The sequence below is a fragment of the Halomonas sp. DP8Y7-3 genome, assembly GCF_019801675.1.
GTDB lineage: Bacteria > Pseudomonadota > Gammaproteobacteria > Pseudomonadales > Halomonadaceae > Halomonas > Halomonas litopenaei_A.
In genome coordinates, this window is sequence record NZ_JAHVIO010000009.1 from 317,814 (window position 1) to 343,310 (window position 25,497).

25 protein-coding genes are annotated in these 25,497 nt (G+C 62.5%); 17 read left to right on the plus strand and 8 right to left on the minus strand.

Annotated features, from left to right (window positions below):
• Positions 1–195 precede the first annotated feature (195 nt).
• On the plus strand, positions 196–537 hold the full coding sequence (locus tag KUV86_RS11175; protein WP_206941351.1) for a histidine triad nucleotide-binding protein: 342 nt from the start codon (positions 196–198) through the stop codon (positions 535–537).
• 268 nt (positions 538–805) lie between these two features.
• Positions 806–1,450: a 2-polyprenyl-3-methyl-6-methoxy-1,4-benzoquinone monooxygenase gene (gene coq7, locus KUV86_RS11180; protein ID WP_206941349.1), complete on the plus strand. Its 645-nt coding sequence runs from the start codon at positions 806–808 to the stop codon at positions 1,448–1,450.
• Between the two features lie 237 nt (positions 1,451–1,687).
• Here the strand turns inward: coq7 and KUV86_RS11185 are convergent, their stop codons facing one another.
• From KUV86_RS11185 to KUV86_RS11195, 3 genes are all read right to left on the minus strand, one after another.
• The gene (locus KUV86_RS11185; RefSeq protein ID WP_206941347.1) at positions 1,688–2,107 is read right to left on the minus strand and encodes an OsmC family protein; all 420 of its coding nucleotides are present in this window, start codon (positions 2,105–2,107) and stop codon (positions 1,688–1,690) included.
• Between the two features lie 125 nt (positions 2,108–2,232).
• Positions 2,233–2,916: an N-acetylmuramate alpha-1-phosphate uridylyltransferase MurU gene (gene murU / locus KUV86_RS11190; protein WP_206941345.1), complete on the minus strand. Its 684-nt coding sequence runs from the start codon at positions 2,914–2,916 to the stop codon at positions 2,233–2,235.
• Positions 2,913–3,950 carry an aminoglycoside phosphotransferase family protein gene (locus KUV86_RS11195; RefSeq protein WP_222484178.1) on the minus strand — a complete coding sequence of 346 codons (1,038 nt, stop codon included), beginning with the start codon at positions 3,948–3,950 and terminating at the stop codon, positions 2,913–2,915. The genes murU and KUV86_RS11195 overlap by 4 nt, the downstream gene beginning before the upstream one ends.
• A gap of 188 nt (positions 3,951–4,138) precedes the next feature.
• Between KUV86_RS11195 and KUV86_RS11200 the strand changes: the two genes are divergently transcribed.
• From KUV86_RS11200 to KUV86_RS11235, 8 genes are all read left to right on the plus strand, one after another.
• Complete coding sequence (locus tag KUV86_RS11200; protein ID WP_206941341.1) at positions 4,139–6,601, plus strand: LPS-assembly protein LptD; 2,463 nt, start codon at positions 4,139–4,141, stop codon at positions 6,599–6,601.
• Positions 6,602–6,685: 84 nt separating this feature from the next.
• On the plus strand, positions 6,686–7,327 hold the full coding sequence (locus KUV86_RS11205; protein WP_206941340.1) for a SurA N-terminal domain-containing protein: 642 nt from the start codon (positions 6,686–6,688) through the stop codon (positions 7,325–7,327).
• A gap of 78 nt (positions 7,328–7,405) precedes the next feature.
• Positions 7,406–8,443, plus strand: coding sequence for a 4-hydroxythreonine-4-phosphate dehydrogenase PdxA (pdxA, locus tag KUV86_RS11210; protein WP_222484797.1), 1,038 nt, complete (start codon positions 7,406–7,408; stop codon positions 8,441–8,443).
• A 116-nt stretch (positions 8,444–8,559) separates the two neighbouring features.
• Positions 8,560–9,426 carry a 16S rRNA (adenine(1518)-N(6)/adenine(1519)-N(6))-dimethyltransferase RsmA gene (gene rsmA / locus KUV86_RS11215; RefSeq protein ID WP_206941336.1) on the plus strand — a complete coding sequence of 289 codons (867 nt, stop codon included), beginning with the start codon at positions 8,560–8,562 and terminating at the stop codon, positions 9,424–9,426.
• The gene (gene apaG, locus KUV86_RS11220) at positions 9,423–9,803 is read left to right on the plus strand and encodes a Co2+/Mg2+ efflux protein ApaG (protein WP_206941334.1); all 381 of its coding nucleotides are present in this window, start codon (positions 9,423–9,425) and stop codon (positions 9,801–9,803) included. Before rsmA ends, apaG begins: the two co-directional genes overlap by 4 nt.
• 24 nt (positions 9,804–9,827) lie before the next feature.
• Positions 9,828–10,646 carry a symmetrical bis(5'-nucleosyl)-tetraphosphatase gene (locus KUV86_RS11225; protein WP_222162725.1) on the plus strand — a complete coding sequence of 273 codons (819 nt, stop codon included), beginning with the start codon at positions 9,828–9,830 and terminating at the stop codon, positions 10,644–10,646.
• A gap of 87 nt (positions 10,647–10,733) precedes the next feature.
• Complete coding sequence (gene glpE / locus KUV86_RS11230) at positions 10,734–11,066, plus strand: thiosulfate sulfurtransferase GlpE (RefSeq protein WP_222484798.1); 333 nt, start codon at positions 10,734–10,736, stop codon at positions 11,064–11,066.
• 2 nt (positions 11,067–11,068) lie between these two features.
• Positions 11,069–12,238, plus strand: coding sequence for a polynucleotide adenylyltransferase (locus KUV86_RS11235; protein WP_261397616.1), 1,170 nt, complete (start codon positions 11,069–11,071; stop codon positions 12,236–12,238).
• 4 nt (positions 12,239–12,242) lie between these two features.
• Here KUV86_RS11235 and folK read toward each other — a convergent pair whose 3' ends face one another.
• Positions 12,243–12,764 carry a 2-amino-4-hydroxy-6-hydroxymethyldihydropteridine diphosphokinase gene (gene folK / locus KUV86_RS11240; RefSeq protein ID WP_222484799.1) on the minus strand — a complete coding sequence of 174 codons (522 nt, stop codon included), beginning with the start codon at positions 12,762–12,764 and terminating at the stop codon, positions 12,243–12,245.
• Positions 12,764–13,129 (minus strand): dihydroneopterin aldolase, encoded by a 366-nt coding sequence (folB, locus tag KUV86_RS11245; protein WP_206941327.1) that lies wholly within the window; start codon positions 13,127–13,129, stop codon positions 12,764–12,766. The genes folK and folB overlap by 1 nt, the downstream gene beginning before the upstream one ends.
• Positions 13,130–13,445: 316 nt before the next feature.
• On the opposite strand from folB, the gene plsY reads away from it, so the two are divergent.
• Positions 13,446–14,033 carry a glycerol-3-phosphate 1-O-acyltransferase PlsY gene (gene plsY / locus KUV86_RS11250; RefSeq protein WP_224908452.1) on the plus strand — a complete coding sequence of 196 codons (588 nt, stop codon included), beginning with the start codon at positions 13,446–13,448 and terminating at the stop codon, positions 14,031–14,033.
• Between the two features lie 141 nt (positions 14,034–14,174).
• Here plsY and tsaD read toward each other — a convergent pair whose 3' ends face one another.
• Positions 14,175–15,206, minus strand: a complete 1,032-nt coding sequence (gene tsaD, locus KUV86_RS11255; RefSeq protein ID WP_206941325.1) for a tRNA (adenosine(37)-N6)-threonylcarbamoyltransferase complex transferase subunit TsaD — start codon at positions 15,204–15,206, stop codon at positions 14,175–14,177.
• Positions 15,207–15,665: 459 nt separating this feature from the next.
• Between tsaD and rpsU the strand changes: the two genes are divergently transcribed.
• The 3 genes from rpsU (at position 15,666) to rpoD (ending at position 20,009) form a co-directional block, all read left to right on the plus strand.
• Positions 15,666–15,881 (plus strand): 30S ribosomal protein S21, encoded by a 216-nt coding sequence (gene rpsU, locus KUV86_RS11260; protein WP_013333229.1) that lies wholly within the window; start codon positions 15,666–15,668, stop codon positions 15,879–15,881.
• Positions 15,882–16,045: 164 nt separating this feature from the next.
• Positions 16,046–17,863 carry a DNA primase gene (gene dnaG / locus KUV86_RS11265; protein WP_222484802.1) on the plus strand — a complete coding sequence of 606 codons (1,818 nt, stop codon included), beginning with the start codon at positions 16,046–16,048 and terminating at the stop codon, positions 17,861–17,863.
• 304 nt (positions 17,864–18,167) lie between these two features.
• On the plus strand, positions 18,168–20,009 hold the full coding sequence (rpoD, locus tag KUV86_RS11270) for an RNA polymerase sigma factor RpoD (protein WP_222237615.1): 1,842 nt from the start codon (positions 18,168–18,170) through the stop codon (positions 20,007–20,009).
• Positions 20,010–20,276: 267 nt separating this feature from the next.
• Here the strand turns inward: rpoD and KUV86_RS11275 are convergent, their stop codons facing one another.
• Both KUV86_RS11275 and KUV86_RS11280 read right to left on the minus strand, forming a co-directional pair.
• Positions 20,277–20,924 (minus strand): hypothetical protein, encoded by a 648-nt coding sequence (locus tag KUV86_RS11275; RefSeq protein WP_222484170.1) that lies wholly within the window; start codon positions 20,922–20,924, stop codon positions 20,277–20,279.
• 117 nt (positions 20,925–21,041) lie between these two features.
• Positions 21,042–21,953 carry a LysR substrate-binding domain-containing protein gene (locus KUV86_RS11280; protein WP_206941321.1) on the minus strand — a complete coding sequence of 304 codons (912 nt, stop codon included), beginning with the start codon at positions 21,951–21,953 and terminating at the stop codon, positions 21,042–21,044.
• Between the two features lie 217 nt (positions 21,954–22,170).
• Between KUV86_RS11280 and KUV86_RS11285 the strand changes: the two genes are divergently transcribed.
• From KUV86_RS11285 to KUV86_RS11295, 3 genes are all read left to right on the plus strand, one after another.
• Complete coding sequence (locus KUV86_RS11285) at positions 22,171–23,550, plus strand: L-serine ammonia-lyase (protein WP_222162730.1); 1,380 nt, start codon at positions 22,171–22,173, stop codon at positions 23,548–23,550.
• Between the two features lie 319 nt (positions 23,551–23,869).
• On the plus strand, positions 23,870–24,646 hold the full coding sequence (locus KUV86_RS11290) for an ABC transporter ATP-binding protein (RefSeq protein WP_206941317.1): 777 nt from the start codon (positions 23,870–23,872) through the stop codon (positions 24,644–24,646).
• Positions 24,643–25,395: an ABC transporter ATP-binding protein gene (locus KUV86_RS11295; RefSeq protein WP_374107025.1), complete on the plus strand. Its 753-nt coding sequence runs from the start codon at positions 24,643–24,645 to the stop codon at positions 25,393–25,395. Before KUV86_RS11290 ends, KUV86_RS11295 begins: the two co-directional genes overlap by 4 nt.
• Positions 25,396–25,497: the final 102 nt, after the last annotated feature.

Genomic DNA, 25,497 nt, shown 5'->3' on the forward strand with positions numbered 1-25,497 from the left:
TCACAGCAGCAACCACGATGGGCGAGGCGCGTGCGAGCCCTGGGCGCAAAGCTCAACGTTGCACAGCAAGCGGGCTGGGAACGATCCCCATACGGCGTGGGTCAGCCGTCGATCACAGGAAGACTGACAGCGAGGATAATGCCCGGTAACCTCGGCACTCTATCTCTGTTGTCATGAGCACCCACGGAGCCCGCCATGGATTGCCTGTTCTGCAAGATCATCAATCGCGAGATTCCCGCTGATATCGTCTACGAGGATGACCAGGTTCTGGCCTTTAACGATATCGATCCGAAGGCGCCGACCCATATGCTGGTCATTCCCAAAAAGCATATCGCCACCTTGAACGACATCAGCGAGGATGACCTTGCGCTAGTGGGAAGATTGCCGTTCATCGCCTCGCGCCTGGCCAAGGAGCAGGGCTTCGCCGAAGACGGCTTCAGAGTGGTCATGAATTGCAATGAAGACGGCGGACAGACGGTCTATCATATTCATATGCACGTGATGGGCGGTCGACGCTTCACTTGGCCGGCTGGCTAGCTGGCGCTTGACGGAGACTCTTCCGGCATCTCAAGCGATCGACGCATCCGTGCATTCCATGGCGCCGTCCGGTGGGTATGACCCGGACGGCGCCGCTCGTTGCGCCGCTCGCCTTCGTGCGCGGGGCGCCGCCAATGTCTGGGCGGATAGCGCAGTGGTTTAAGTCGAGCTCAGGCTGGCGTAGAGCTCGGGCTGGCGTAGAGCTCGGGCTGGCGTAGAATAGTGCCTCAGCGACTCGACTTTCCTACCGCCGCCCAAGGATGCAGGTATGCCACGCTCTCTTTCCCCCGCTGATCGCGCCATTCATCAGTTCGATAATGTGCTGCGCACGCTGGTGCCGGGTGCGGCCCGAGCCTCACGTCCGACGCCTGCAGACAGCAGCGTTGATGACGGCGAGATGAGCCACGAAGATCGCCACCATGCGGCCGGTCTGATGCGGATCAATCACACCGGTGAAGTGTGTGCTCAGGCTCTCTATCAGGGCCAGGGTCTCACGGCCAAGCTGCCGGAAGTGCGTGGCCAGATGGAAGAGGCGGCCCAGGAAGAAATCGACCATCTTGCCTGGTGCGAGGATCGCCTGCGCGAGCTGAATGCCGATACCAGTCGGCTCAACCCGCTGTTCTACGCGGCATCTTTCGGCATGGGAGCATTGGCGGGTGCCATTGGTGATCGTGTCAGTCTCGGTTTCGTGGCCGCGACCGAGGAGCAGGTGGGCAAGCATCTGGACGAGCATCTGGAAACGTTGCCGGAGGGGGATCGTCGCTCCCGCGCTGTCCTGCGGCAGATGGCAATCGATGAAGCGCATCATGCCCAGCAGGCGCTTGAGGCAGGCGGTGCGCGCTTTCCTGGGCCGGTAAAGGCCGGTATGACCTTGATGTCCAAGGTCATGACCAAGAGCGTCTATCGCTTCTAACTCCCACCAGCACTCGCTGGGGCATTGTTTTCCGCAGCGTGTCGTGGGGTGCTATCAGGCTGTATCAGGCTGTATGCCGTGGTCGGAATGCCCCGCTTGAGGCGGGGCATTGTCGTGTTCGGCGGCCGTTTTCTTGCTGCGCTCTGATGCGTTGGCGCTTTGGTGCTCTAGCACCCTTCTCTATCGCTTCTCACCAAGGCCCGTTGGGCGCTTTCGCGATAGAGAAAGTAGGCCGGATCACGACTCCACAATGCTGTACGAGTGGGTGACTTCGACGCCTCCCTTGGCCAGCATGATGGAGGCGCTGCAGTACTTGTCGGCGGACAGTTCGACGGCGCGCTGCACCTGCTTTTCTTTCAGTCCCTTGCCTGTCACGGTGAAATGGACGTGAATCTTGGTGAACACCGAGGGCACGCTGTCGGCACGTTCTGCGTCGATCTCGGCCACGCAGTCTTCCACCGGTGCGCGAGATTTCTCGAGGATTTCCAGCACGTCGAATGAGGTGCAGGCTCCCATGCCCATCAACAGCATCTCCATCGGGCGCGGGCCGGTGTTGCGACCACCGTGATCGGGCGGACCGTCGATGACCACGCTGTGGCCGCTACCGGATTCGGCCACGAACTGGCGACCGCTGGTCCATTTGACGCTGGCTTTCATGGGGCTTCCTTCTGTTTTGCTGTCGGTGCGCACCGTCAAGGTGCGCAGGGAACATCATGTGTCGTCGGTTGCGGCCGACCCTGTGGTTGACAACCCTATGAGTGACAACCCTCTGATTGACAATCTTAGGGTCGGCTGGAGCGGTGGCCGGAGCTCAAGCGCTGATTGAGCGCCTCGAGGCGTTCCGGTGTGCCCACATCGACCCATTCGCCATGGTGATGGGTGCCGGCTACCCGGTCACTTGCCATGGCCTGACGAAGCAGTGGTGCCACAGGATAACAGGGCTCGGGTAGCTCGTTCACCAGTCGCGGATCGATGAGCGCGATGCCCGAATAGGTCAGGCGTGGCGCTCCCGTTGCCTGCACTCTGCCGGCGGCTGTCAGGTGAAAATCCCCCTGCGGGTGATGCGGCGGATTATCGACCATCACCAGATGGGCGAGATCACCCTCTGCCAAGGACAGGGTGGCGGGGTCGATATCGCAGAAGGCATCCGCACTGATCAGCAGAAAGGGCGCCTCACCCAGCAGCGGGCGCGCCTTGGCGATGCCTCCGGCGGTTTCCAATGGCTGTGACTCATGGCTGAAGGCAATCGATACGCCGTAATCGACACCATCGCCGAGCGCCTCCACGATCTGGTCAGCCCGGTAGCTGACATTGATCACCACATCGCGAATGCCCACGGCGGCAAGCCGCTTGAGGTGATGGCCGATCAACGGTTCGCCCGCCACGGGAAGCAGCGGTTTGGGGCAGTGGTCGGTCAGCGGACGCATGCGCTTGCCCAAGCCCGCGGCCAGGATCATGGCTTTCATGATGCGCTTCCTTGCAGCCGGTCTGACAGCTGCGAGCGCAGCCTTTGCTGGGTCCATGCCAGGAAGTCGGCCTGGCCTTCCAGGCCTTCGAGTTCCACCAAGCTGTCCTGAAGGTGATCAAGGAAGTGCGGCAGACGCTGTAGATAGCCGTCACGCCCGTCCCTCAGGGTAAGCCGACAGAAAATACCCAGCACCTTGAGCGAGCGTTGGGCGGCCATGGCATTGGTCCAGCGCCAGAAGGTGTCGTGGTCGACCTTGTCAGTGAGGCGGCCATCGGCGATGGCCCTGTCGCAAAAGCCGTCGCACCACTGTCGGCGTTGTGCTGCATCGAAGCGTCGATAGCGGCCATGCAGAAGTGAGATCAGGTCATAGGTGATGGGGCCCGCGAGTGCATCCTGAAAGTCGATCAGCCAGAGCGCATCCGCGTGGCGCATCAGATTCATGGCATCGAAGTCTCGGTGCACCGTGACCACGGGTTGCACCAGCGCTTCGCGGATCAGGGCATGGCGCAGCGCCTGCCAGCCAGGGATGTCGGTGTCCTGCTCAAGCCATCGACCGGTACACCATTCGGGAAACAGGTCCAGTTCTCGTGCCAGGGTCGCCTCGTCATAAGGCGGTAGCCCGTCAGGCGCCAGCTGTTGCAGTCGCTCGAGCAGGGTGATGGCAGCGTCGAAGTGGCTGCGCGTGGCGGCTGAATCGGCGTGTTCGAGAGCGAGCTGCAGCGGCTCGTCGCCGAGATCTTCCAGCTCGACGAATCCTTGCTGGGGGTCGACAGCATGGATGGCTGGGGCAGGCAGTCCCGCGGAGCGCCAGCGACGGGCGATATCGACAAAGGGGGCGACGTCTTCCTGAGGCGGGGGCGCGTCCATCAGTATGCGCGTCTGGCCATCGTTCAAGGTCAGACGATAGTAGCGGCGAAAGCTGGCGTCACCGGCCGCCAGGACCAGTTGGCCTGCGCCAGGGTCGTGCGGGTGCTGGGAGTGTGCCCAATGGCGCAGTTGCTCGAGTCGGCTGGGGCATTCGGCCTGGGACATTGCTGAGAGAACTCCTGATAGCGGAAGGGCGACGGTTGGCAAAGTCGGTTGACGCTCCGTTGGCCTCACCGCATGCTGTGCATGGATCATGGGCGGCTGTGGCGCAACTCCTGCTGGAGCAGATCGGCGTTACAGGCCGGCCGCGGCCTGTATAATACCGATTCACCCCGTCGAGGACAGCGTGCAACATGGCCAAGCGATACGCATGGACGGCCCTGGCGGGCCTCGCCACCACTAGTCTGGTGTCGTCGCCCCTGTGGGCGGCTCCCCCTGATTCCCTGCCGGCAGGCCAACTGGATTGGCAGCCCTGGGGCGATGATCGTCCCGCGGGGACCGTGTGTCGAGGCTACTATGTCGAGCCAGACTACCGACTGCCTGCGCCGGCCATTGATGGTCAGGTCAACAGCGAATCCAACACCGCCAATTACGGCACGGATGGCGATACCGTGCTGGATGGCGAGGTTATCCTGCGCAAGGGCGACACCCAGCTGGAGGCCACCCGCGTCCAGGTGCCACCGGAGCGCGACCTGGCCAATGCCAGTGGTCCCCTGACCCTGCGTGACAAGGGCCTGCTGGTACGTGGAGACAGCGCCCAGGTGTCGCTGGACAGCGATCAGGCGACCATCGACTCAGCCCATTATGTGGCCCACGAGGCGCGCCTGCGCGGCGATGCCATTCAGCTGGAGCGCGTCAGCGACAACGTGTTCCGCTTGCGAGAAGCCAGCTTTACCACCTGTGAACCCGGTGACAGCACCTGGCGGCTGGTCGGTAACGACATTCTGCTGGACCGCAATCAGGGCTTTGGTACGGCCAAGCATGCCCGCCTGGAAGTCGGCGATGTGCCGGTGTTCTACTGGCCATGGGTACGCTTCCCGATCGATGAACGCCGACAGAGCGGTTTTCTCTGGCCCACCATCGGGGTGTCCGACGGCGGCGTGGACTACGCCCAGCCCTACTATCTGAACTTGGCGCCCAACTATGACGCCACCATCACCCCTCGCTGGATTCAGGACAGCGGCTTGCTGCTGGGCGGTGAGTTCCGTTACCTGTTTCCCTCGGACCAGGGTACCGTCGAGGGCGCCTACATCGGCGACGACAAGTCCGCCGGGGATGACGATTCGACCACCGAGCTCGAGAACGGGGACGAGCGCTGGTACTTCGACTACAGCCATTACGGTCGGTTCAGTTCGCGGATTCCGTATCGCTTGCGCTATGGGGCCGCCAGTGATGGCCGCTATTTCGATGACTTTGGGCGCACCTTCGGCGAAGCCGATACCAGCAACATGCCTCGCCTGGCCCAGATCGACTATCTGGGTGACACCTGGTCGCTCCAGGCCAAGGCCCAGGGCTATCAGTTGCTTGATGATCCGGTCGACGAAGGTGACAAGCCGTTCTACCGTCTGCCTAGCCTCACGGCCAACGGTCGCTGGTCCCAGGACCTTGGCTTCTACCAGGAGTGGAATTCCAACGCGACCTACTTCTGGCGTGATATCGAAGGCGATGAGAACGGCTTCTACGACTACGAGGACACGGTTCGGCGCATTCCCCTGCGCGAGGACGTCAAGGGGGCACGCCTCGACCTGACGCCTGCGGTGGGCTATCGCTTTGACCCGAGCTGGGGCTTCTTCGAGCCGCGCGTGGCCTTGCAGCACACCAGCTATGACCTCGACTACGATGACCGCATCACCGATAACACCGAGAGTCCGTCGCTGACGGCGCCGGTCACCACCATCGACGCTGGCCTGATCTTCGAACGTGATTTCGCCTTCGGTGGTGATGACTGGCGCCAGACCCTGGAGCCACGCCTGAACTACGCTTACGTGCCGGAAAGGGACCAGAGCGACTTCCCCGACTTCGACACTGAAGAGCTGTCGTTTTCATGGGGGCAGCTGTGGTCGCCTTACCGCTTCTCTGGGGGTGACCGGCTCGGTGACCTGAACCGACTGTCCTACGGCGTGGAAAGTCGCTTCCTGGAAGATCAGAGCGGCCGTGAGCGCCTCTCCATCGGTGTGGGCCAGGCAGCCTACTTCGAGGACCGCAACATCGATATGGCTGGCGACCCGGATACCTTGCCCAGAGACGAAGAGTCGTTCGACTATTACGATGCCACGCGGGACCGTTCCCCCTGGGTGACACGGATCAACTGGTCGATCAACGACAACTGGAGCACCCGCTGGCAGTGGCTGTACGACGATGAAAAGAGCCGTACCGAGAGCACCGGTCTCGGGGTGCACTATCGCGCCGATGCAGGCCACGTGCTCAACCTTGGCTACCGCTGGCAGCTGGAAGGCTTCGACAACGCGGACGATGCCGACGACATCCGTAACTACAACAGGGAAGAATACGACCTGTCGTTTGCCTACAAGGCCACGGATCGTTTCGACATCATTGGGCGAGTCCTCTACGACAACACCAATGATCGCGCCCTCGACCAGATGGCGGGTGTGCAGTGGAACGACTGCTGCTATGGTGTGCAGGTCGTCTGGCGCGAGTGGATCGAGGACGAGGACACGGCCAACAATATCGAGGATGACACCACGGATCGCGGCCTGTTCCTGCGCTTCGTGCTCAAGGGCCTGGGTGGCTTCGGTGGCGAGGCCGACACCTACTTTCAGTCAGCGGTGCCCGGCTATCGTCCTGGCCTGAACTGAGTATCTCCTGCGAACTATCCTGCGGCAGGCGGGTTCTAACACGCCTGCCGCATCGAATTTCTGAGTGAACGAGGAAGCAAGATTATGCGTAGCCGACCCCTTGCCGCCGTGGCGCTGGCCGCCTGTCTGGCGCTGACCACCGTGGCTGCCAATGCCCAGGACGGTTACCGTCAGTCGCTGGATCGCATTGTTGCTGTGGTCAATGAAGACGCCATCATGGCATCGGACCTGGACGAACGTGTCGACCAGGCCATGGCACGCCTGCGCACCAGCGACATGGCGCTGCCCCCGGAGCAAGCGCTGCGTGAGCAGATTCTCGATCGCATGATTGTCGAGGAAATCGAGGTGCAGCTGGCCGAGCGCATGAACCTGAGTGTCGACGAGACCGAGCTCAATCGCCAGGTACGCTCCGTGGCCAACCAGAATGGCGCCACACTGGAGCAGTTTGCGGATCGTCTCGAGTCACAGGGCACCAGCCTTGCCCAGGTGCGTGATCAGATCCGTCGCGAGATGCTGATCATGAAGGTCCAGCAGGCTCAGGTATCCAGTCGCGTCAATATTTCCGAGGCTGAAGTCGAGCGCTTCCTGCAGCAGGAAGGCGTGGGTGCTACCCGCGACCAGGCACGTCAGGCGATTTTCCAGCGTAAGGTGGGTGATGAGCTGGAGAAGTGGATGCAGGAAATTCGCGGCGAAGCCTTCGTCGAGAAGCGCCTGAACCAGGGGTGAAGGCGCGTCAGCAGGCGGGTGTCATTGTCGTGAAGAGGCCAATGAGGTGGATGTGAAAGCGCAACAGGTGAGCGGCAAGTGAAAGCGCCTATCGTAGTCACCACCGGAGAGCCTGCGGGCATTGGCCCGGAGCTCGCGTTGATGCTGGCGGCGGCAGATGCCACTGACTGGGTCGCCATTGGCGACCCAGTGCTGTTGAGGGAGCGGGCCGAGGCGCTGGCGCTGGACATCGAGGTGGCCGTCACGGCGCCGGGTCAGCCGCATCCGGGCCCAAGGGTCGGGCGCCTGGCGGTGTGGCCGGTGGACATGAAAGCCCGCTGCATTCCCGGGGTGCTCGATCCCGCCAACGCTGACTATGTGCTGGCGACCCTGGACCTTGCGGTGATGCAGTGTCTGGCGGGTAACGCTGCCGCAATGGTCACCGCGCCCCTGCACAAGGGCGTGATCTGCGACGGCGGTCATGATGGTTTTACCGGCCACACCGAATACCTGCGCGATGCATGCGGGGTAGAGGAGGTGGTCATGATGCTGGCGACCGACCACGCCTTGCATGGACGTGTGGAGGCAGCCAGTGACACGCTCCCGACGCCCCTCAGGGTCGCCTTGGCCACGACTCACTTGCCGCTGCGAGAAGTGGCCGACGCCTTGTCCCAGGCAAGCCTCGAGCGGGTCTTGCGGATCCTGGCGCAGGACTTGACCCGTTACTTCGCGGTGAAGGCTCCGCGCATCGCCGTATGTGGCTTGAACCCCCACGCGGGAGAGGGTGGCCACCTTGGGCGTGAGGAAATAGAGGTGATCACCCCGACGCTGGAGCGGCTGCGGGCCGAAGGGTTCTGCCTCGATGGTCCGCTGCCCGCGGATACGCTGTTTACGCCTCGACACCTTGCCGGCGTCGATGCCGTGCTCGCGATGTACCACGACCAGGGTCTACCTGTCCTGAAGTATTCAGGGTTCGGTCAGGCCGCCAACATCACGCTAGGGTTGCCGCTGGCGCGCACCTCGGTCGATCACGGCACGGCTCTTGACCTGGCAGGGACCGGGCAGGCCAGCCCGCAGAGCCTGGCAGTGGCGATTAGCCTGGCCGAACAGATGGGGGCCCTGGCCCAGGCGGGCTGAACTGGCCGTTTTCCCCAGCCCGACCTTGGCCAGCCTTTGCGCTCTGGCCATCAGCGCCCTATCATCGCTCGCTATATTGATTTGGCGCTCCCCTTGGTTTCATAAAGGATTCAAGCATGTCATCCCGCCCTACGGCGCACCGGGCTCGCAAGCGCTTCGGTCAAAACTTCTTGCGTGACCATGGCGTCATTTCCCGCATCGTTCGCTCCATCGGCGCGCGCCCTGGTGAGCGCGTGGTCGAGATCGGCCCCGGTCAGGGAGCGCTGACCGAGCCATTGCTGGAGGCGACCGAAGGGCACCTGGAGGTTATCGAGCTGGACCGCGACCTGATCCCGGGCCTGCGTGTGCAGTTCTTCAATCACCCGGCGTTCGTGATCCATGAGGGCGATGCCCTCAAGATGGATTTCCAGGCGCTGCGTGGCGACGGACAGCCGCTGCGTGTTGTCGGTAACCTGCCCTACAACATATCGACTCCGCTGATTTCACACCTGCTGCGCGCTGGCTCTGCGGTCCAGGACATGCACTTCATGCTGCAGAAGGAAGTGGTGGATCGTCTGGCCGCTCCCGCCGGTGGCGGAGATCGTGGCCGACTGTCGGTGCTGGCGCAGTATTTCTGCGAGGTCGAGTCACTGTTTGTGGTTCCCCCTGAGGCGTTTGTCCCGCGGCCCAAGGTAGACTCTGCCATTGTGCGCATGACCCCGCGTCAGCAGAAGGTCGCGCCGGCCCAGGATGAGACGCTGCTGTTCGATATCGTGCGAGAGGCCTTTGGCCAGCGCCGCAAGACCCTGCGCAACAACCTCAAGGGGCGCATTGATGGCGATGCCCTGGCCGAACTTGGGATTGATCCTGGTCGCCGTCCGCAGACCCTGGAGGTGGCAGAGTTTGTCGCGATCGCCAATGCGGTGTACCAGCAGCAAGGTAATGCTTCAGCGGATCATGACACACAGGGGGATCAGGACACTGGGGAGGAGACACCCGCATGAACGAGCACCCCGACGTGCGCGTTGACGTGACACCGGCCTTTCGTGAGGACGAGTCTGCGCCGCTGGAAGATCGCTTTGTGTTCAGCTATACGGTCACGGTTCACAATCACTCAAGCGGTAATATCCAGCTCATGGCCCGGTTCTGGAAGATCACCCAGACGAGCGGGCAGGTGCAGGAAGTGCGTGGCAAGGGCGTGGTCGGCAAGCAGCCGATGATTGGTCCTGGCCAGACATTTCAGTACACCAGCAGGGCGATACTCGATGGGCCGGTAGGCTTTATGGAAGGCGCCTACACCTGCGTCGATACGGCCAGCCAGCGACCGTTCGAGGTGCCGATCTCGGTGTTCCGCCTGGCCACGCCCAACCAGATTCATTGAATGTCTGACGACAGCGGGAGACGCATGAGCCGATACGCCATTGGAGACCTGCAGGGCTGCCATCAGGAGTTTGTCGAGCTGCTGGAGGCGCTCAGCTTCGATCCGCGTCGTGATGAACTGTGGCTTGCGGGGGACCTGGTCAATCGCGGGCCCGGATCCCTGGATTGCCTGCGGGACGTCATGGCCCTCGGTTCTGCTGCCAAGGTGGTGCTGGGCAACCATGACCTGCATCTGCTGGCGGTGGCACGAGGTGGGGCTTCGCTCAAGCGCAAGGACACCCTTGACGACATTCTGGCAGTGCCCGATCGCGATACGCTGCTCGACTGGCTCCAGGCCAGGCCGCTGCTGCTGCGTGACGGAGAGGCCGTGATGACCCATGCCGGGCTACCGCCCCAGTGGTCGGTGGAGCAGGCCGAGGGGCTCGCCGGAGAGGTGTCCTGGGTGCTGACGGGAGAGCAGTCCGGCGACTTCCTGTCGCGGATGTATGGCAACCGGCCGCGACGCTTCAAGCCCCATCAGGAGGGCGTAGATCGCTACCGGGCCATCGTGAACACCCTCACCAGGATGCGTTTCATCGACGCCGAGGGGCGTCTCGATTTTGACGCCAAGGAAGGCCTGGATAGTGCCCCTGAGGGATTTTCCCCCTGGTTTCAGTATCCCCGTGACGACGATCCGTGGCTGCTGTTCGGCCATTGGGCGGCGCTCAATGGCACTGCGCCAGATCGCAGGGTGAGGGCAGAGGCCCTGGATACCGGCTGCGTCTGGGGCGGCAGCCTGACCGCGCTGGATATGGCAAGCGGAGAGCGAATCAGCGTTCCGAGCCGCCAGCAGATCACGCGATAACCGGTACCAAGCCCGTTGTGCGGCATCCGCCACGCTCATGTGCGGCGTTGCCCATGGGCCTCTTGCTTTTGCCTTCTGGAGTTTTGCATGACACCGGCGACCTTCGAGCACCTCGATATCGAACGCCTGCAACAATGGCTGGATCAGGGCGGTGAGCTTTGCCTTGTCGATATTCGCGATCCGGGCAGCTTTGCCCAAGGGCACATCCCCGGTAGCCGCCACCTGGACAATGACAGCGTGGGCCCGCTTGTCGCGGAAACCGCCAAGGATACTCCGCTGGTGGTGGTGTGCTATCACGGCCATTCCAGCCAGCAGGCGGCGAGTTGGCTGGCCGCTCAGGGGTTTACCCAGGTCTATAGCCTCGACGGCGGTTTCACCCAGTGGCAGCACGTTCTGCCTGAACGCGTCAGCAAGGGCTGAACATGGCCCCTGAGATGCCGGGAAAGCACCACGGCAGCACAGACCCTTGTGCCGGTCTTGAACGTTACCGGGTGGGGGGTGCGGTGCGTGACGCGCTGCTGGGATGGCCAGTCAAGGACACGGACTGGGTGGTCGTTGGCGAGACCCCAGCGTCGATGCGGGAGCGTGGTTTCACGCCGGTAGGCCGGGATTTTCCGGTGTTCCTGCATCCCCGTACCCATGAGGAGTATGCCCTTGCCCGTACCGAGCGAAAGTCCGGGCACGGATATACCGGCTTTGAGGTGCATGCAAGTCCTGATGTCACCCTGGAGGAGGACCTTGGGCGGCGCGACCTGACGATCAATGCCATGGCCGAGTCGCTCGATGGGCACCTGGTGGACCCTTTCAACGGGCGTTGCGACCTGCAGCAGCGGCGCTTGCGTCATGTCAGTCAGGCCTTCGTCGAAGATCCGCTGAGGGTGTTGCGCACAGCGCGCTTTCTCGCTCGCTACGCCGGCCTCGGGTTTACCATTGCCGAGAGTACGCAAGCGCTGATGAAACAGCTGGCTGACAGCGGCGAGCTGGATCACCTGGTGGCTGAGCGAGTCTGGGTGGAAACCGAGAAGTCGCTGGGCGAGCCAGAGCCCCGGCGCTACTTCGAAGCGCTGGACTCATGCGGTGCACTGTCACGGCTGATGCCTGGCTTGGTGCAGCCAGGAGCGGCCGAGTTCAAGCGCGCCTGCGAGAGAATGAGCGCATTGCCCTCGGCCCTTGCGGGCCAGCCCGTATGGCGTTGGGGTCGTTTGGTGGAGGCCCTGCCGGCCGAGCAGCGTCGCCAGCTTGAACAGGCCTTGAAGGTGCCCAATCCGTATCGTGATCTGGGACACCAGCTGGCGCTGACCCGTGAGCTCAAGGCGCAGCTGGCCGACGGTGCAGGCTCAGAAGAGGCCAGCAGGATAGCCATGACCTGGTGTGACGGCATCGATGCCTGGCGGCGCAGCGAGCGAGTCGCGCCCCTGCTGTCGTTGCTGGCCATGGAGATGCCCGAGCAGGCAGCCTGGTTGGCGCGTGGGGTCGATCAGGCGCGCTCGCTTGCCCCGCGAGAGCTGCTTGATCAGGGCTTCAAAGGGGCGGAGCTGGGGCAGGAGCTGAGGCGACGTCGCCTGGCGTGCTTTCACCAGGGCGGGCGCTGATCCTTCAACGGGAGGGCAGCGGTAGCGTTTCTCCGCGCCAGTGAAACTCGACGGGCCACAGCTGTTGGCTGCCGTCGCCGAACGCTTGCCAGAGCTCCTGATACCGGCGCCCCACGACGGGATGGCGATGGTCGGGAAGAAGCTCTGCCATCGGCCACAGGACGAAGGCGTGGTGCAGGATCTCGCCGCGTGGCAGGCTCACGCCGTCGACCTCCCCGGTCAGCGAGTCGACGGTAAGAATATCGACATCAAGGGTGCGGGGGCTGAACTTTGGACTGTCCTTGCTGCGGCCGTTGGCGCTCTCCAATCGCTTGCACCAGGCTTGCAGCTCGCCGACGCTCCAGTCGCAGTGAAGGGCGACCACCAGGTTGAAGAAATTGCGGCCGTCCTCGAAGCCCACCGGTGTGCTCTCGAATACGCGGGAAACGGCCAACTGGCCAAAGGTGTCGGCCAAGGCATCCAGGCACACCGTGATGTGGTGCTCCCGTTCGATGTTGCTGCCCAGGCTCAGGGTGACCAGTCGCATCAATGTCCTCCCGCTGGTGTACCACGCTCGATGCGCACGCCTACCGAGGCGGCATTGGCCACAGCGCCGGGCTTGCGCAAGGTCATTCTCAGCCAGCTGATCCCGTATTCCTGCATCAGCAGCGACGCCAGGCGCTCGGCAAAGGTTTCTACCAGCTGGAAGTCATGCTCCGAGGCGAAGACACCAATGCGACGACTGATGGCGTCGTAGTCGAGCGTCTTGCTCAGGTCGTCATCCGCGGCCGCTGCCCGGATATCCGTCGCCAGCGTGAGATCCACTATCAGACGCTGGGTAATGGAGCGCTCCCAGTCGTAGACGCCAATGACGGTGTCCAGCTCAAGGCCTTCGATCAGCACCTGATCCATCGATGATGTTTCCCGGTCGTGGTGTCCCGGTCGTGGCCGGGAACGCAGAATGAACAAGGCGGCCAATTGTACTTGACCAGGCGGTCGCGAAACAGGCCGCAGATGGCGACAGCGAGCCCGGGCTGGCAAACTGGTCCTTCAAAGGGGGCGGCCGGCGTGGTACTTCCCTGGAGGTTTGGCCGGACGCCAATCGTCTGGCACCACCAGAAGACTGTCGCGGTTCCCGGCGTCGCTGGTGCAGCGGCGCTGCCAGCATGATCGCGCGCATGGGGCTGCCATGTGCGCACCGAGGCGTCCTCATGGCGCAGGAGTCGTTGTGGGTCCGACCATAGAAGTATTACTGCCGCTGACGGCGCTGGGCTATCTCAGTGGAACCTGGTTGGGGGCGATCACCGTATGCCGGGTGGCGGGGCTTGCTGACCCGCGCCTGAGCGGGTCATGTAATCCGGGGTTTTCCAATGTGCTGCGGCTGCATGGGCCCGTGCTGGCGCTGGCAACCCTGACCATCGATGCGCTCAAGGGCTGGCCCGTGCTGCTGTTGGGCATGCACCAGGGGTTGACGCCTTGGGGGCTCGGACTGGTGGGCCTGGGGGTGCTGCTGGGGCACTGCTATCCCGCCTGGTATCGCTTTCGCGGCGGCAAGGCTGTTGCCAGTGCCTTTGGCGTGATGCTGCTGCTGACCCCCGGTGTCGCGCTGTCATGTGCCGTGATTTGGGGGCTGCTGGCCTGGCGGGTGCATACCGCGGCGGTCGCCTCACTGACCAGTGCCACCCTGGCACCGTTGCTGAGCCTGTGGCTGTCCCCCGACTTTGCCTGGGTGGTGCTGGTGTTTGCCGCGCTGGTGCTGGCCCGCCATGCGCTCAATATAGATCGACTGCGCCGTGGCAAGGAGCCACGGCTGTGATTCGGCTTTGACGCGGCTTTGACATGTTAGGGCGCCGAGGCAGCTAGCGCGCTGGCCTGGGCATGATCCGGCCTGACCTGTTCTAGCCTGACCTGACCTGACCTGGCCTGACCTGGCTTGGACCGGCCAAGCCCGGCCCGATCAGGCAGGGGCGCTCAGCTGGTCCATCGGCCAGCGCGGCACGGCCTGCATCTGACCTACCACGTCCCGCTCGCCCGCCAGCAAGCGCTGCGCACCGGCATAGGCGATCATGGCGCCGTTATCGGTACAGAAACGGCCGCGGGGGTAGTACACCTTGGCTCCCTGCTTGGCGGTGGCGTCTTCAAGCCGAGCGCGCAGGCGGACATTGGCGCTGACGCCTCCAGCGACCACCAGACGCTTCAGTCCAGTCTGCTTGAGCGCACGGCGACATTTGATGGCCAGGGTGTCCGCCACGGCTTCCTCGAACGCACGCGCCACGTCCGCACGGGCCTGTGCATCCAGCTGTCCCGCGCTCTCCAGCTGGCGGATGGTGGTGAGGGTGTGGGTCTTCAATCCCGAAAAGCTGAAGTCGAGTCCCGGCCTGTCGGTCATGGGGCGCGGGAACTGGAAGCGCCCCGGATCACCGGTTTCCGCCAATGCGGCGACCCGGGGGCCGCCCGGATAGTCGAGGTCGAGCATCTTGGCTGCCTTGTCGAAGGCTTCACCCGCTGCATCATCCACGGACTCGCCCAGCAAGCGGTACTGGCCAATACCGGCGACCTCCACCAACTGCGTGTGGCCCCCGGAGACCAGCAGCGCCACAAAGGGGAAGGCCGGAGGCTCATCCTCGAGCATGGGGGCCAACAGGTGGCCTTCCATGTGATGGACACCAAGAACCGGGATATCGAGCGCTCGGGCCATGCCGTGTGCGGTGCTGGCACCCACCATCAGGGCGCCTACCAGCCCCGGGCCTGCCGTGTAGGCGATAGCATCCAGCTGTTCGCGCCCGATAGCGGCTTGCTCCAGAACCTGGTCGATCAATGGCAGCAGGCGTCGAGTATGGTCGCGGGAAGCCAGCTCCGGCACCACGCCGCCATAGTCGGCGTGCATGGCAACCTGGCTGTGCAGGGCGTCGGCCACCAGACCGCACTCGGTGTCGTAGAGCGCGACGCCGGTCTCGTCGCAGGAGGTTTCGATGCCTAGTACTCGCATGGGTCGACTCGGAAAGCAAAAGCGGGAAGGGGCGTGATTCTACGCCGTTTTGAGAGTGGCTGCGACAGTGGGCGCGCGAGGGGAAGTGTGGCGGCGGCCAGCGTGATGCCGTCTCGCGGGCGAACCTGTGTCCTGCAACTAGCTGTTTTCGCCTGATCCTACGGACAGAGTGGCGTCCACATCGTGGTGCGTGCTGGGTGGCCGGTAGGCGCTATCTTTCCAAAAAGAATTTGCAAGGCTCGGCTTCGCTCACTAAAATACTGTCCGCTGCAAGACTGGGTCGTGCATCCAGGGCTCGCTGTCCCCCGTCACTGTTTCGTTTCCTTGCTGATTATGGCATTCGCGATAGCGTTGCCTTCCTGTATGAGTTAAGGCAGTCGAACGAAGTGTCGTGGGGTATTGGCCTTGAAGGTGTGCGTACAAACCGAACTCAAGTTACCTAAGGTAGGTGAGTGCTTAATGCCTTCTGTCAAAGTACGTGATAACGAGCCGTTTGACGTCGCTCTGCGTCGCTTCAAGCGTTCCTGTGAAAAAGCCGGCGTTCTGTCTGAAGTCCGTCGTCGTGAGCAGTACGAGAAGCCGACTGCCGAGCGCAAGCGCAAGGCCGCTGCCGCTGTAAAGCGTCACGCCAAGAAGCTCCAGCGTGAGCGCAAGCGTTTCGAACGGCTCTATTGATCCGTACTTGAGTCGAGCGTGGTTCGCCGCTCTCGATTCAGGAGGACGCCAAGCGGCCGCCATTGAGGTGGCCGCTTGTTTTTCTGACATCCGATGAGGGTGTCCCGTCCAGACCTCTGGACGATTCTTGTTCTTCTCAGGATACCGCTCCTGTCGAGGAGACTATGGCCGGCCAGATTCCCCAGCGCTTCATTGATGACCTCCTCGCGCGCGTGGACGTGGTCGAGGTGGTGGGTGAGCGCGTCAAGCTGAAAAAGGCCGGGCGCAACCACTCTGGTCTGTGTCCGTTTCATCAGGAAAAGAGCCCATCGTTCACGGTCAGCGCGGACAAGCAGTTCTATCACTGCTTTGGCTGTGGTGCCCACGGCAACGCGCTGCGCTTCTTGATGGAGTACGACAAGCTACGCTTCCCGGAAGCGGTCGAGCAGCTTGCTTCCAGGTTGGGGATGGAGGTGCCCAGAGAGGGTGCCGACGATCCCAGAGCCCAGGCGCGAGAAAAAAAGCGCAAGGAAGGCGTCAACCTGCTGGAAATGTCTGCCAGCTACTTTCGCGAGCGGCTCAAGATGCCGGAGGGCCAGGTTGCCCGAGAGTATCTGGAGCAGCGCGGGGTGTCAGACGAGATCCGCGAGCTATTCGGCATTGGCTATGCGCCGGCCCAATGGGAGGCGCTGAAGCGGCACCTCGGCGGGCAGGGCGTCGATGAGTCGGTGCAGATCGAGTATGGCCTGCTGGTTCACCACGAAGACAGTGGTCGCAGCTACGACCGTTTTCGCGATCGAGTGGTGTTCCCGATCCGTGATATTCGCGGGCGGACCTTGGGGTTTGGCGGTCGGGTCATGGGGGATGCCAAGCCCAAGTACCTGAACTCCCCCGAGACCCCCGTGTTCCACAAGGGGCGCGAGCTGTATGGCTTGTACGAAGCCCGCCAGGCCAGCCCGAAACTGGAACGGTTGTTGATCGTCGAAGGCTATATGGATGTGGTCGCGCTGGCGCAGTACGGCATCCATAATGCGGTGGCTACCCTGGGTACGGCCACCACGGCAGATCATCTGCGGCGCCTGTTTCGCCTGGTCAGTGAGGTCGTGTTCTGCTTCGACGGTGACAAGGCCGGACGTCAGGCGGCGGCCAGGGCGCTGGAAACCGTGTTGCCCGAGATGATCGACGGGCGTCAGGCGCGCTTCCTGTTCCTGCCCGAGGGCGAGGATCCGGACAGTCTGGTGCGGCGTGAGGGTGCCAGTGCGTTCGAAGACCGCGTGGTGTGTGCCAGTCCGCTGTCGGAGTTTTTGTTCGAGCACGCCGCCCAGGGGCGTGACCTGGCGCAGCTGGAGTCGCGCGAACGCTACGCCAGCCAAGTGCTGTCGGCCATCGAGAAGATGCCCCAGGGAGTGCTCAAGTCGTTGATGCTGACGGAGCTGTCGCGACGCACCGGGGTCGAACAGTCGCGTTTTGAAGCGCTTCTGGCGCCCGTGGTTGCCGAAGAGCCCGAGCTGATGCCCTTCGACGACGCCATGGAGCCCGCTGTTGCAGAGGGCCAGTTGCCGCAGCGGCGCAGAAAGTCCTCCGCGGCGCTGGGCCTGATGGGCCGTACCCTGCAGCTGCTGGTGCACGAGCCGCGCCTGGTGGAGCGTCTCCCCGAGTCGCTTGAGTGGTGTGACGGTCAGGGCGACGATGCGCGACTCTGTCGCGACGTGATCGAGCTGTTGCGGGCTGGGGGGTATTCAAGTGCTCAGGTGCTGTTGATGCACTTCCATGGCAGTGAGGACGGCGAGCGTCTGGCCGCACTGGCGCGCAAGGAGCTGTTGATCCCCGGGCCGGCAAGGGCGGCGGAGCTGGACGGTCTGGTGAGCTATTTTCAACGGGCCTGCAAGACCCCGTCGCGACAGCAGGAGATTGATACGTTGCTGGCAAAGCAGCAATCAGGGGAGCGTCTCTCGAGTGAGGAGCGTTCGCGACTGATGAGTCTGCTGGCCGCACGTGATTGAAGACGTCGCAGCGAACGATCCCTCAGCGTCACTGGTCTACCTTCTGAGGTAAGCCTTCACGCTTTGCTGGCGACGAATAGGAGGTATAGAAGGTGTCAGGGTTGAATTCTCAACTACTATCACCATCTAAGGGACTAGGCGCTGATATTGGGCGCAACCAGATAAGCTAACACACCTGAGACATCGCGCAAACACTCCAGACTGGCAGAAGTGGCCCCAAAACCGCTATACTGTCCGGCTTACCGAGTTTTCTCCACCTTAGCGCTTCAGGTGCTTCATTCTTCTTCGTCGAGATAGGGTTTCTATGGCTGGAAATGCGCAGCAGCAGTCACGTCTGAAGGAGTTGATCGCGCGCGGCAAGGAGCAGGGCTTCCTGACCTATGCCGAGGTCAACGACCACCTTCCCGAAGATATCGCCGACCCCGACCAGGTGGAAGATATCATCGGCATGATCAATGACATGGGTATTAACGTCGTCGAGGAAGCTCCCGACGAAGATACCCTGATGATGTCGGATCACTCAACCGATGAGTCCGCTGCCGAAGAGGCGGTAGCGGCGCTGGCAGCGGTGGAAAGCGACGTCGGTCGGACCACCGACCCGGTGCGCATGTACATGCGCGAGATGGGGACGGTCGAGCTGCTGACCCGCGAAGGCGAGATCGAGATCGCCAAGCGCATCGAAGAAGGGACTCGCGAGGTGATGTCGGCGCTGGCCTACGTGCCGGGCGCGGTCGAGTCCATTCTTGACGCCTACGACGCCACTCAGGACGAAGAGGCTCCTGGACGCCTGTCAGACCTGTTTTCCGGCTTCATCGACCCTGATGAGGGAATCCCCGGCGTTGCCGAGGCGGAAGTCCCGGAAGTGGAGGAGCAGGAAAGCAGCTCCGACGAGGATGACGACGAGGACGCGGGCGAAGAGGACGACTCTGGCGGCGGTCCGGATCCCGAGGAAGCGCGTGCCCGTTTCGAGCAGATCCGCGAGCAGAGCGGCATTGCCAATGCCGCCATCGAACGCGGTGGGCGCCAATCACCCGAGGCGAAGGAAGAGCTGGCGCGTCTGGCTGAGCTGTTCTCGCCGATCAAGCTGGTGCCGAAGCACTTTGAGCGTCTGGTGGGGCAGGTCCGCATCAGCGTCGAGCAGGTGCGGGCTCAGGAAAAGACCGTGATGCAGCTCCTGGTCAAGCAGGCCAAGGTGCCGCGCAAGGCCTTCATCAAGGCATTTCCCAGCAATGAGTCGCGCCTGGACTGGCTGGACGACTTCATTGCCGAGAACGCTCGCTATGCCGACCGCCTCGAGCCGCTGAAGGCCGACGTGCAGCGCGCTCAGCGCAAGATCGCCTTCGAGGAAGAGATGATCCAGCTGCCGGTGAGCGAGGTGAAGGAAGTCAACCGTCGCCTGTCCATCGGTGAAGCCAAGGCGCGCCGTGCCAAGAAGGAAATGGTCGAGGCCAACCTGCGCCTGGTCATCTCGATCGCCAAGAAGTACACCAACCGTGGCCTGCAGTTCCTGGACCTGATTCAGGAAGGCAACATCGGCCTGATGAAGGCGGTGGACAAGTTTGAGTACCGTCGCGGTTACAAGTTCTCGACCTATGCGACCTGGTGGATTCGTCAGGCGATCACGCGCTCGATTGCGGACCAGGCACGCACCATCCGCATCCCGGTGCACATGATCGAGACCATCAACAAGCTCAACCGCGTATCGCGTCAGATGCTGCAGGAAATGGGGCGTGAGCCGACCCCGGAAGAGCTGGGCGAACGTCTCGAGATGCCGGAGGACAAGGTCCGCAAGGTGCTCAAGATCGCCAAGGAGCCGATCTCCATGGAGACGCCCATCGGTGATGATGACGACTCGCATCTGGGCGACTTCATCGAGGACTCCACCATGGTGCTGCCGATCGACTCGGCCACCGGGGAAGGTCTCGTGGAAGCCACGCGTAACGTGCTGGGCGGCCTGACGGCTCGCGAAGCCAAGGTGCTGCGCATGCGCTTCGGGATCGACATGAACACTGACCACACCCTCGAGGAAGTGGGCAAGCAGTTTGATGTCACCCGTGAGCGGATCCGTCAGATCGAGGCCAAGGCACTGCGCAAGCTGCGCCACCCGACGCGTTCGGAGCCGCTGCGCTCCTTCCTCGACGAGTAAGCTCAGCGCACGCCTTGTCGGCCGAGGGCGTTGACGACGCCCTTGGTCAGAAAGTCGTCATACAAGACGCCCGCGGCACATGCCGCGGGCGTTTTTGTGGTGTGTCCCTTCGCCAATCTGCTGGGGGTTTCGCGTCAGGCGGATGTCAGCGCCTGCCCTCGCTCTTCATGTGGGTACCACCAACATGACAACGCCCGTGATGAGCGGGCGTTGTCATGACGTCTGGGGCTGTAGCGGCTGTAGTGCAGGGTAGGAACTTGCGGCGGCTCAGGCCTGCTTGGCCTGGCGACGCCGAATCCACAGCACCAGTTCGATCATGGCGAACAGCAGCAGGGTATAGCCGAAGAGTTCGGTCACTTCCTCCGCGGCGTCCTTGAACACCCGGATATAGCGCTCCGCCAGCAGCGACTCCCACATCTCGCTGCGACCGTAGAGCCGCGAGAAGGCAAAGGTGCCGAGAAAGCCTGCGGCGAACAGGCCAAAGGAAAAACTCTCGACGTAGCCCTCGAACTCGCGCACAAACGCGTGGCGCTCGCGCAGGACGATATACAGGATCGGCAGTAGCAGCAGCGTGACCAAGGTCTGCCAGGCGCCGTCGAACACATAGGCGTCGAGAAAGGCATCCTGCTCACGAATCAGGGCGGCGGCCAGCAGGCCAAACATCAGTAGCGTCACCCGCGGTAGCCCGCCCAGCACTTGCCGGGCATACACCAGCAGTAGACAGCTGATCGTCAGCCAAAGCGTCTGCATGCTTTCCGTAAAGCCCGTCTCGCTGAAACGAATCTGTTCCGGCAGGCCGGTTTCCCACAGCACGCCCTGCATCATGGCGCCGATGACCAGGAGGTAGAGCAGGGCTCTGGCGCAGGTCGCGCGGAAACTGATCGTGGGCGCGGCGGATGGGGGGGTATCTAGCATCCCTCTCAATCTCCAGGTAAGGCGTGTATCAGGCGGGGATTATACCTACAGCTTTGCATGTGTGTGTGAAATTCCCCGAGGTATTCTTGACTCGTTTGCGCTGTCGCTCGTTGCACGTTATCGCCGCGCTTCCTCCACCAGCCAGTCGTGCACGGCCTTGATCCGGCGATCATCGGTCGCCCCCGGTGCGTGGACAATGCCGTAGTGCTTGCCGGTATCGACCCGTGACTTGAAAGGCGCGATCAAGGCACCACTCTTGAGCTCGCTGGTCATCAGGGTTTCCCTGGCAATGGCGACGCCCATGCCGGCGATAGCCGCCTCCATGGTGAGGTGATTTCGGTTGAAGGTATAGCCTCTTTCAAGATTGATCGAGGGCGCACCGATGGCAGACAGGTAGTGGCGCCATTCACCGTACTCCTGGCTGCCGCGCCAGGCGGTGATGTCGTGCAGCAACGGATACCAGGACAGATCCTCTGGACGACGCAGGGCAGGACGTCCCTTGAGCAGGCTGGGCGAGCATACCGGAAAGATGCGCTCCTCCATCAAGGGGGTGATCGATAGCCCCGGATAGTGGCCGTCGTTGAGGTCCAGGGCCAGGTCGAAATCCCCGTCGCGCAGGGAAATGTTGCTGTCTTCCGAGCTGATGTGCAGCTCGATATCCGGAAAACGTGCCTGCAGCCGCGGCAGTCTCGGCATCAGCCACTTGTTCAGGAACGAGGGGATCGAGCGTAGCCGGATCACGCCGCTCATGACACCGCTGCGCAGCCGGCTGACTTCGAGCCCGACCGCCTGATAGGCGTCATCGACCACGGCAGCCAGGCGTTTGCCTTCCTCGGTCAGCTCCAGCCGGCGTGGCAACCTCCGGAACAGCTTGAATCCCAGCCTGTCCTCCAGTTGCTTGATCTGCTGGCTGACAGCCCCAGTGGTGACGTGCAGCTCTTCTGCTGCGCGGGTAAACGAGAGGTGTCTTGCACTGACCGCAAAGCCCTTGAGCCAGGCATGGGTCTGGGCATTGAGAAGTCGGCTCATGGATGCGCTCTTGTGGGCTTATGATTTAGCTGAGCTATATTGAAGACAAGATATTCTGCCTTGTCCCAGGGCTTTTTGGCAGCCAGCATACCCATAATGGCATGCGACGACATCCTGTCGCTTTAGCGAGACTGATTGGAGCGTCTGACAGCGCAGTGTTCTATCGTCGGCTACCAGCATCCCTTCAAGACGCGAATCTACTTTCAAGAGGCACCTCATGGCCATCAGCGTTTTCGACCTTTTCAAGATTGGCATCGGCCCATCGAGCTCGCATACCGTTGGCCCGATGAAGGCAGCCCATGATTTCGTCGAGGCGCTACGACGCGATGACGCTCTGGAGCGGGTCGCAGCGGTCGAGATTCACCTTTATGGGTCACTTTCTGCCACGGGCAAGGGGCACGCCACGGATCGTGCCTGTGTCATGGGGCTGATGGGGGAGCGCCCTGACCGCATTGATCCCGCGGTGATCGGGCCATGCATCGAGGAGCTACTGGAGAGCCAGACCCTGATGCTGGGAGGGCAGGTCGCCGTGCCCTTCTTGTGGGCTCGTGATCTTGTCTGGCATGAGGAGAGTCTTCCCTATCACCCCAACGCCATGACCCTGGTCGCCAAGGGGCATGCAGGTGACATCCGGCGCGAGACCTACTATTCGGTCGGCGGGGGGTTTGTGGTGGACGAGGCCCAGGCACAAGATGGCGCGCTGGACGCCGATAACACGGCGCTGCCCTATGACTTCAACAGCGGCGCTGAGTTGATGGCGTTGTGCCGTCTGCATGGTCTGAGCATCAGTGAGCTGATGCTGGAGAACGAAAAGGCCTGGCGCAGCGAGGCCGAGGTGCGCGCGGGCCTGTGGGACATCTGGCAGGCGATGCAGGCCTGCGTGAATCAGGGCATCCAGGCAGAGGGCGTGCTGCCTGGCGGGCTGAACGTCAAGCGCCGCGCCGCCTCGCTGTATCGTCGCCTGGAAGCCATGTCTGACGATGTGGGTCTGATCGCCTCGACCTTTTCCGCGATGGACTGGGTCAATGTGTATGCGTTGGCCGTCAACGAGGAAAATGCCGCCGGCGGGCGCATGGTGACCGCGCCTACCAATGGCGCTGCTGGCATCATCCCTGCCGTGTTGCACTACTACATGAAGTTTCAGCCTGGCGCATCGGAGAAGGACGTCGTCAATTTTCTGCTGACGGCGGGTGCCGTTGGCATCCTGTGCAAGAAGAATGCCTCCATTTCCGGGGCCGAAGTGGGCTGCCAGGGGGAGGTGGGGTCTGCCTGCGCGATGGCGGCCGCCGGTCTGGCTGAGGTGATGGGGGCCAACGTTCCCCAGGTCGAGAACGCCGCTGAAATTGGCCTTGAGCATAACCTGGGGCTGACCTGTGACCCCGTAGGCGGGCTGGTTCAGGTGCCGTGTATCGAACGCAATGCGATTGCGGCGGTGAAGGCCATCAATGCCGCCTTGATGGCATGCCGTGGGGATGGCGAACATTTCGTGTCTCTGGATAAGGCGATTCGCACGATGCGTGATACCGGTGCCGACATGCAGGAGAAGTACAAGGAAACCTCCAAGGGAGGATTGGCCGTCAACGTCATCGAGTGCTGACGTCCACCTGACCATTCGTATGCCAGCAGCGGCCCGGGGATCGGCTCCCCGGGCCGCGCTTTTTTGCCCTAGTGTCAGCGACGTACCGAAGCTTTGTGTCCTGCCGCAGAGGGCCAGGGCGGAAACCTTGTGGGCTTTAAGTAAGCAACCTATTGAAATTCGGTGGGATACATCTTTGGTCGAGTTCAACGCATGGTGAATTGCGTCGGACGCACGTCTCTTCTAGCTTACGTAAACGTAAAGTTAAGCGTCTCCAGTACTGAGTCGAACAACCACAACAACCTCAAGACAGGGGCTACGGTCCCGGCGAGGACGCCACATGAGCCAGCAGTACGTGCTAGAGACCCGTGGCCTGACCAAGTCGTTTCGAGGCTTTACCGCCGTGGACGGCGTGGATCTGAAGATCACGGAGGGGCATATTCATGCTCTGATCGGCCCCAATGGAGCGGGCAAGACCACGGTCTTTAACCTGTTGACGAAATTTCTGCCGCCTACCAGGGGCGATATCCTCTACCGCGGCAAGCCCATCACCCGCATGCGTGCCAATGAAATCGCACGCCTGGGGCTGGTGCGTTCCTTTCAGATTTCTGCCGTGTTTGGTCATATGACGGCGCTGGAGAACGTGCGAGTCGCCTTGCAGCGTAAGCTCGGTACCTCTTTTCATTTCTGGAAGTCGGAGCGTTCGCTGGAGCCGCTGAATCAGCGCGCCATGGAGCTGCTGGAGGAGGTCGGTCTGGCGGACGTCGCAGATGTGTTGACGGTGGAACTGCCCTACGGCCGCAAGCGAGCGCTGGAGGTCGCCACCACCCTGGCCCTTGAGCCCACTGTCATGCTGCTGGATGAGCCCACCCAAGGCATGGGAGCGGAGGATGTGGATCGCATCGTTGCGCTGATTCGCCGGGTCTCGGCGGGCAGAACGGTGCTGATGGTGGAGCATAACCTGAGCGTTGTCAGCCGGTTATGCGATCGCATCACGGTATTGGCCAGGGGCGCTGTGCTGGCCGAGGGTGACTATGCCAGCGTCTCGGCGGACCCAGCAGTGCGCGAGGCCTACATGGGCAGCGAAGCCAGCGTTGCCGAGGAGGCCACCACATGACCTCTGTGATGAACGCTACCCGCTCCCCCCATGGGATCAGCACCAGCAGCGATGAAGCGATCTGCCTGGCGGGCGTCAACGCCTTCTACGGTGAATCACATATCCTGCACGGCGTGGACCTGCGGGTGAAGCGGGGTGAACTGGTGACGCTGCTGGGACGCAATGGCGCAGGCCGCAGTACCACGCTGAAGACGATCATGAACATGGTCGGCTCGCGCAGCGGTTCCATTGTCATCAATGGTCAGGAAACGCTGGGCATGAAGCCCCACCACATACCGCGCCTTGGCGTGGGGTACTGCCCCGAAGAGCGGGGTATCTTTGCCAGCCTGGACGTCGAGGAGAACCTGCTGCTTCCGCCGACGGTACGCTCCGGTGGCATGAGCCTTGACGACATCTACGGGATGTTTCCGAATCTCTACGAGCGCCGGCGCAGTCAGGGGACCCGCCTGTCCGGTGGCGAGCAGCAGATGCTGGCCATGGCGCGCATCCTGCGCACCGGTGCCGACATTCTGTTGCTCGATGAAATTACCGAGGGGCTGGCTCCTGTCATCAATCAGGCGCTTGCCGAGGTGCTGGTGACGTTGAAATCCCGCGGGATGACCATCGTGCTGGTGGAGCAGAACTTCCGCTTCGCGGCCCCCCTAGCCGATCGCCACTTCGTCATGGAGCACGGCCGCATCATCGATACCATCGAAGCCGCCGATCTCGACGCCCGGCGCGACGACCTCAATGCACTGCTGGGGGTCTAGCGTGCTATTCGCCAGGCGCGGCACCCATCCCTTCGCGAAGCCGTTCCCACTGGCCGTTGCCGCCAGCGCGGACGGCGCTGTGTGGACGGCCAGTACCGACGC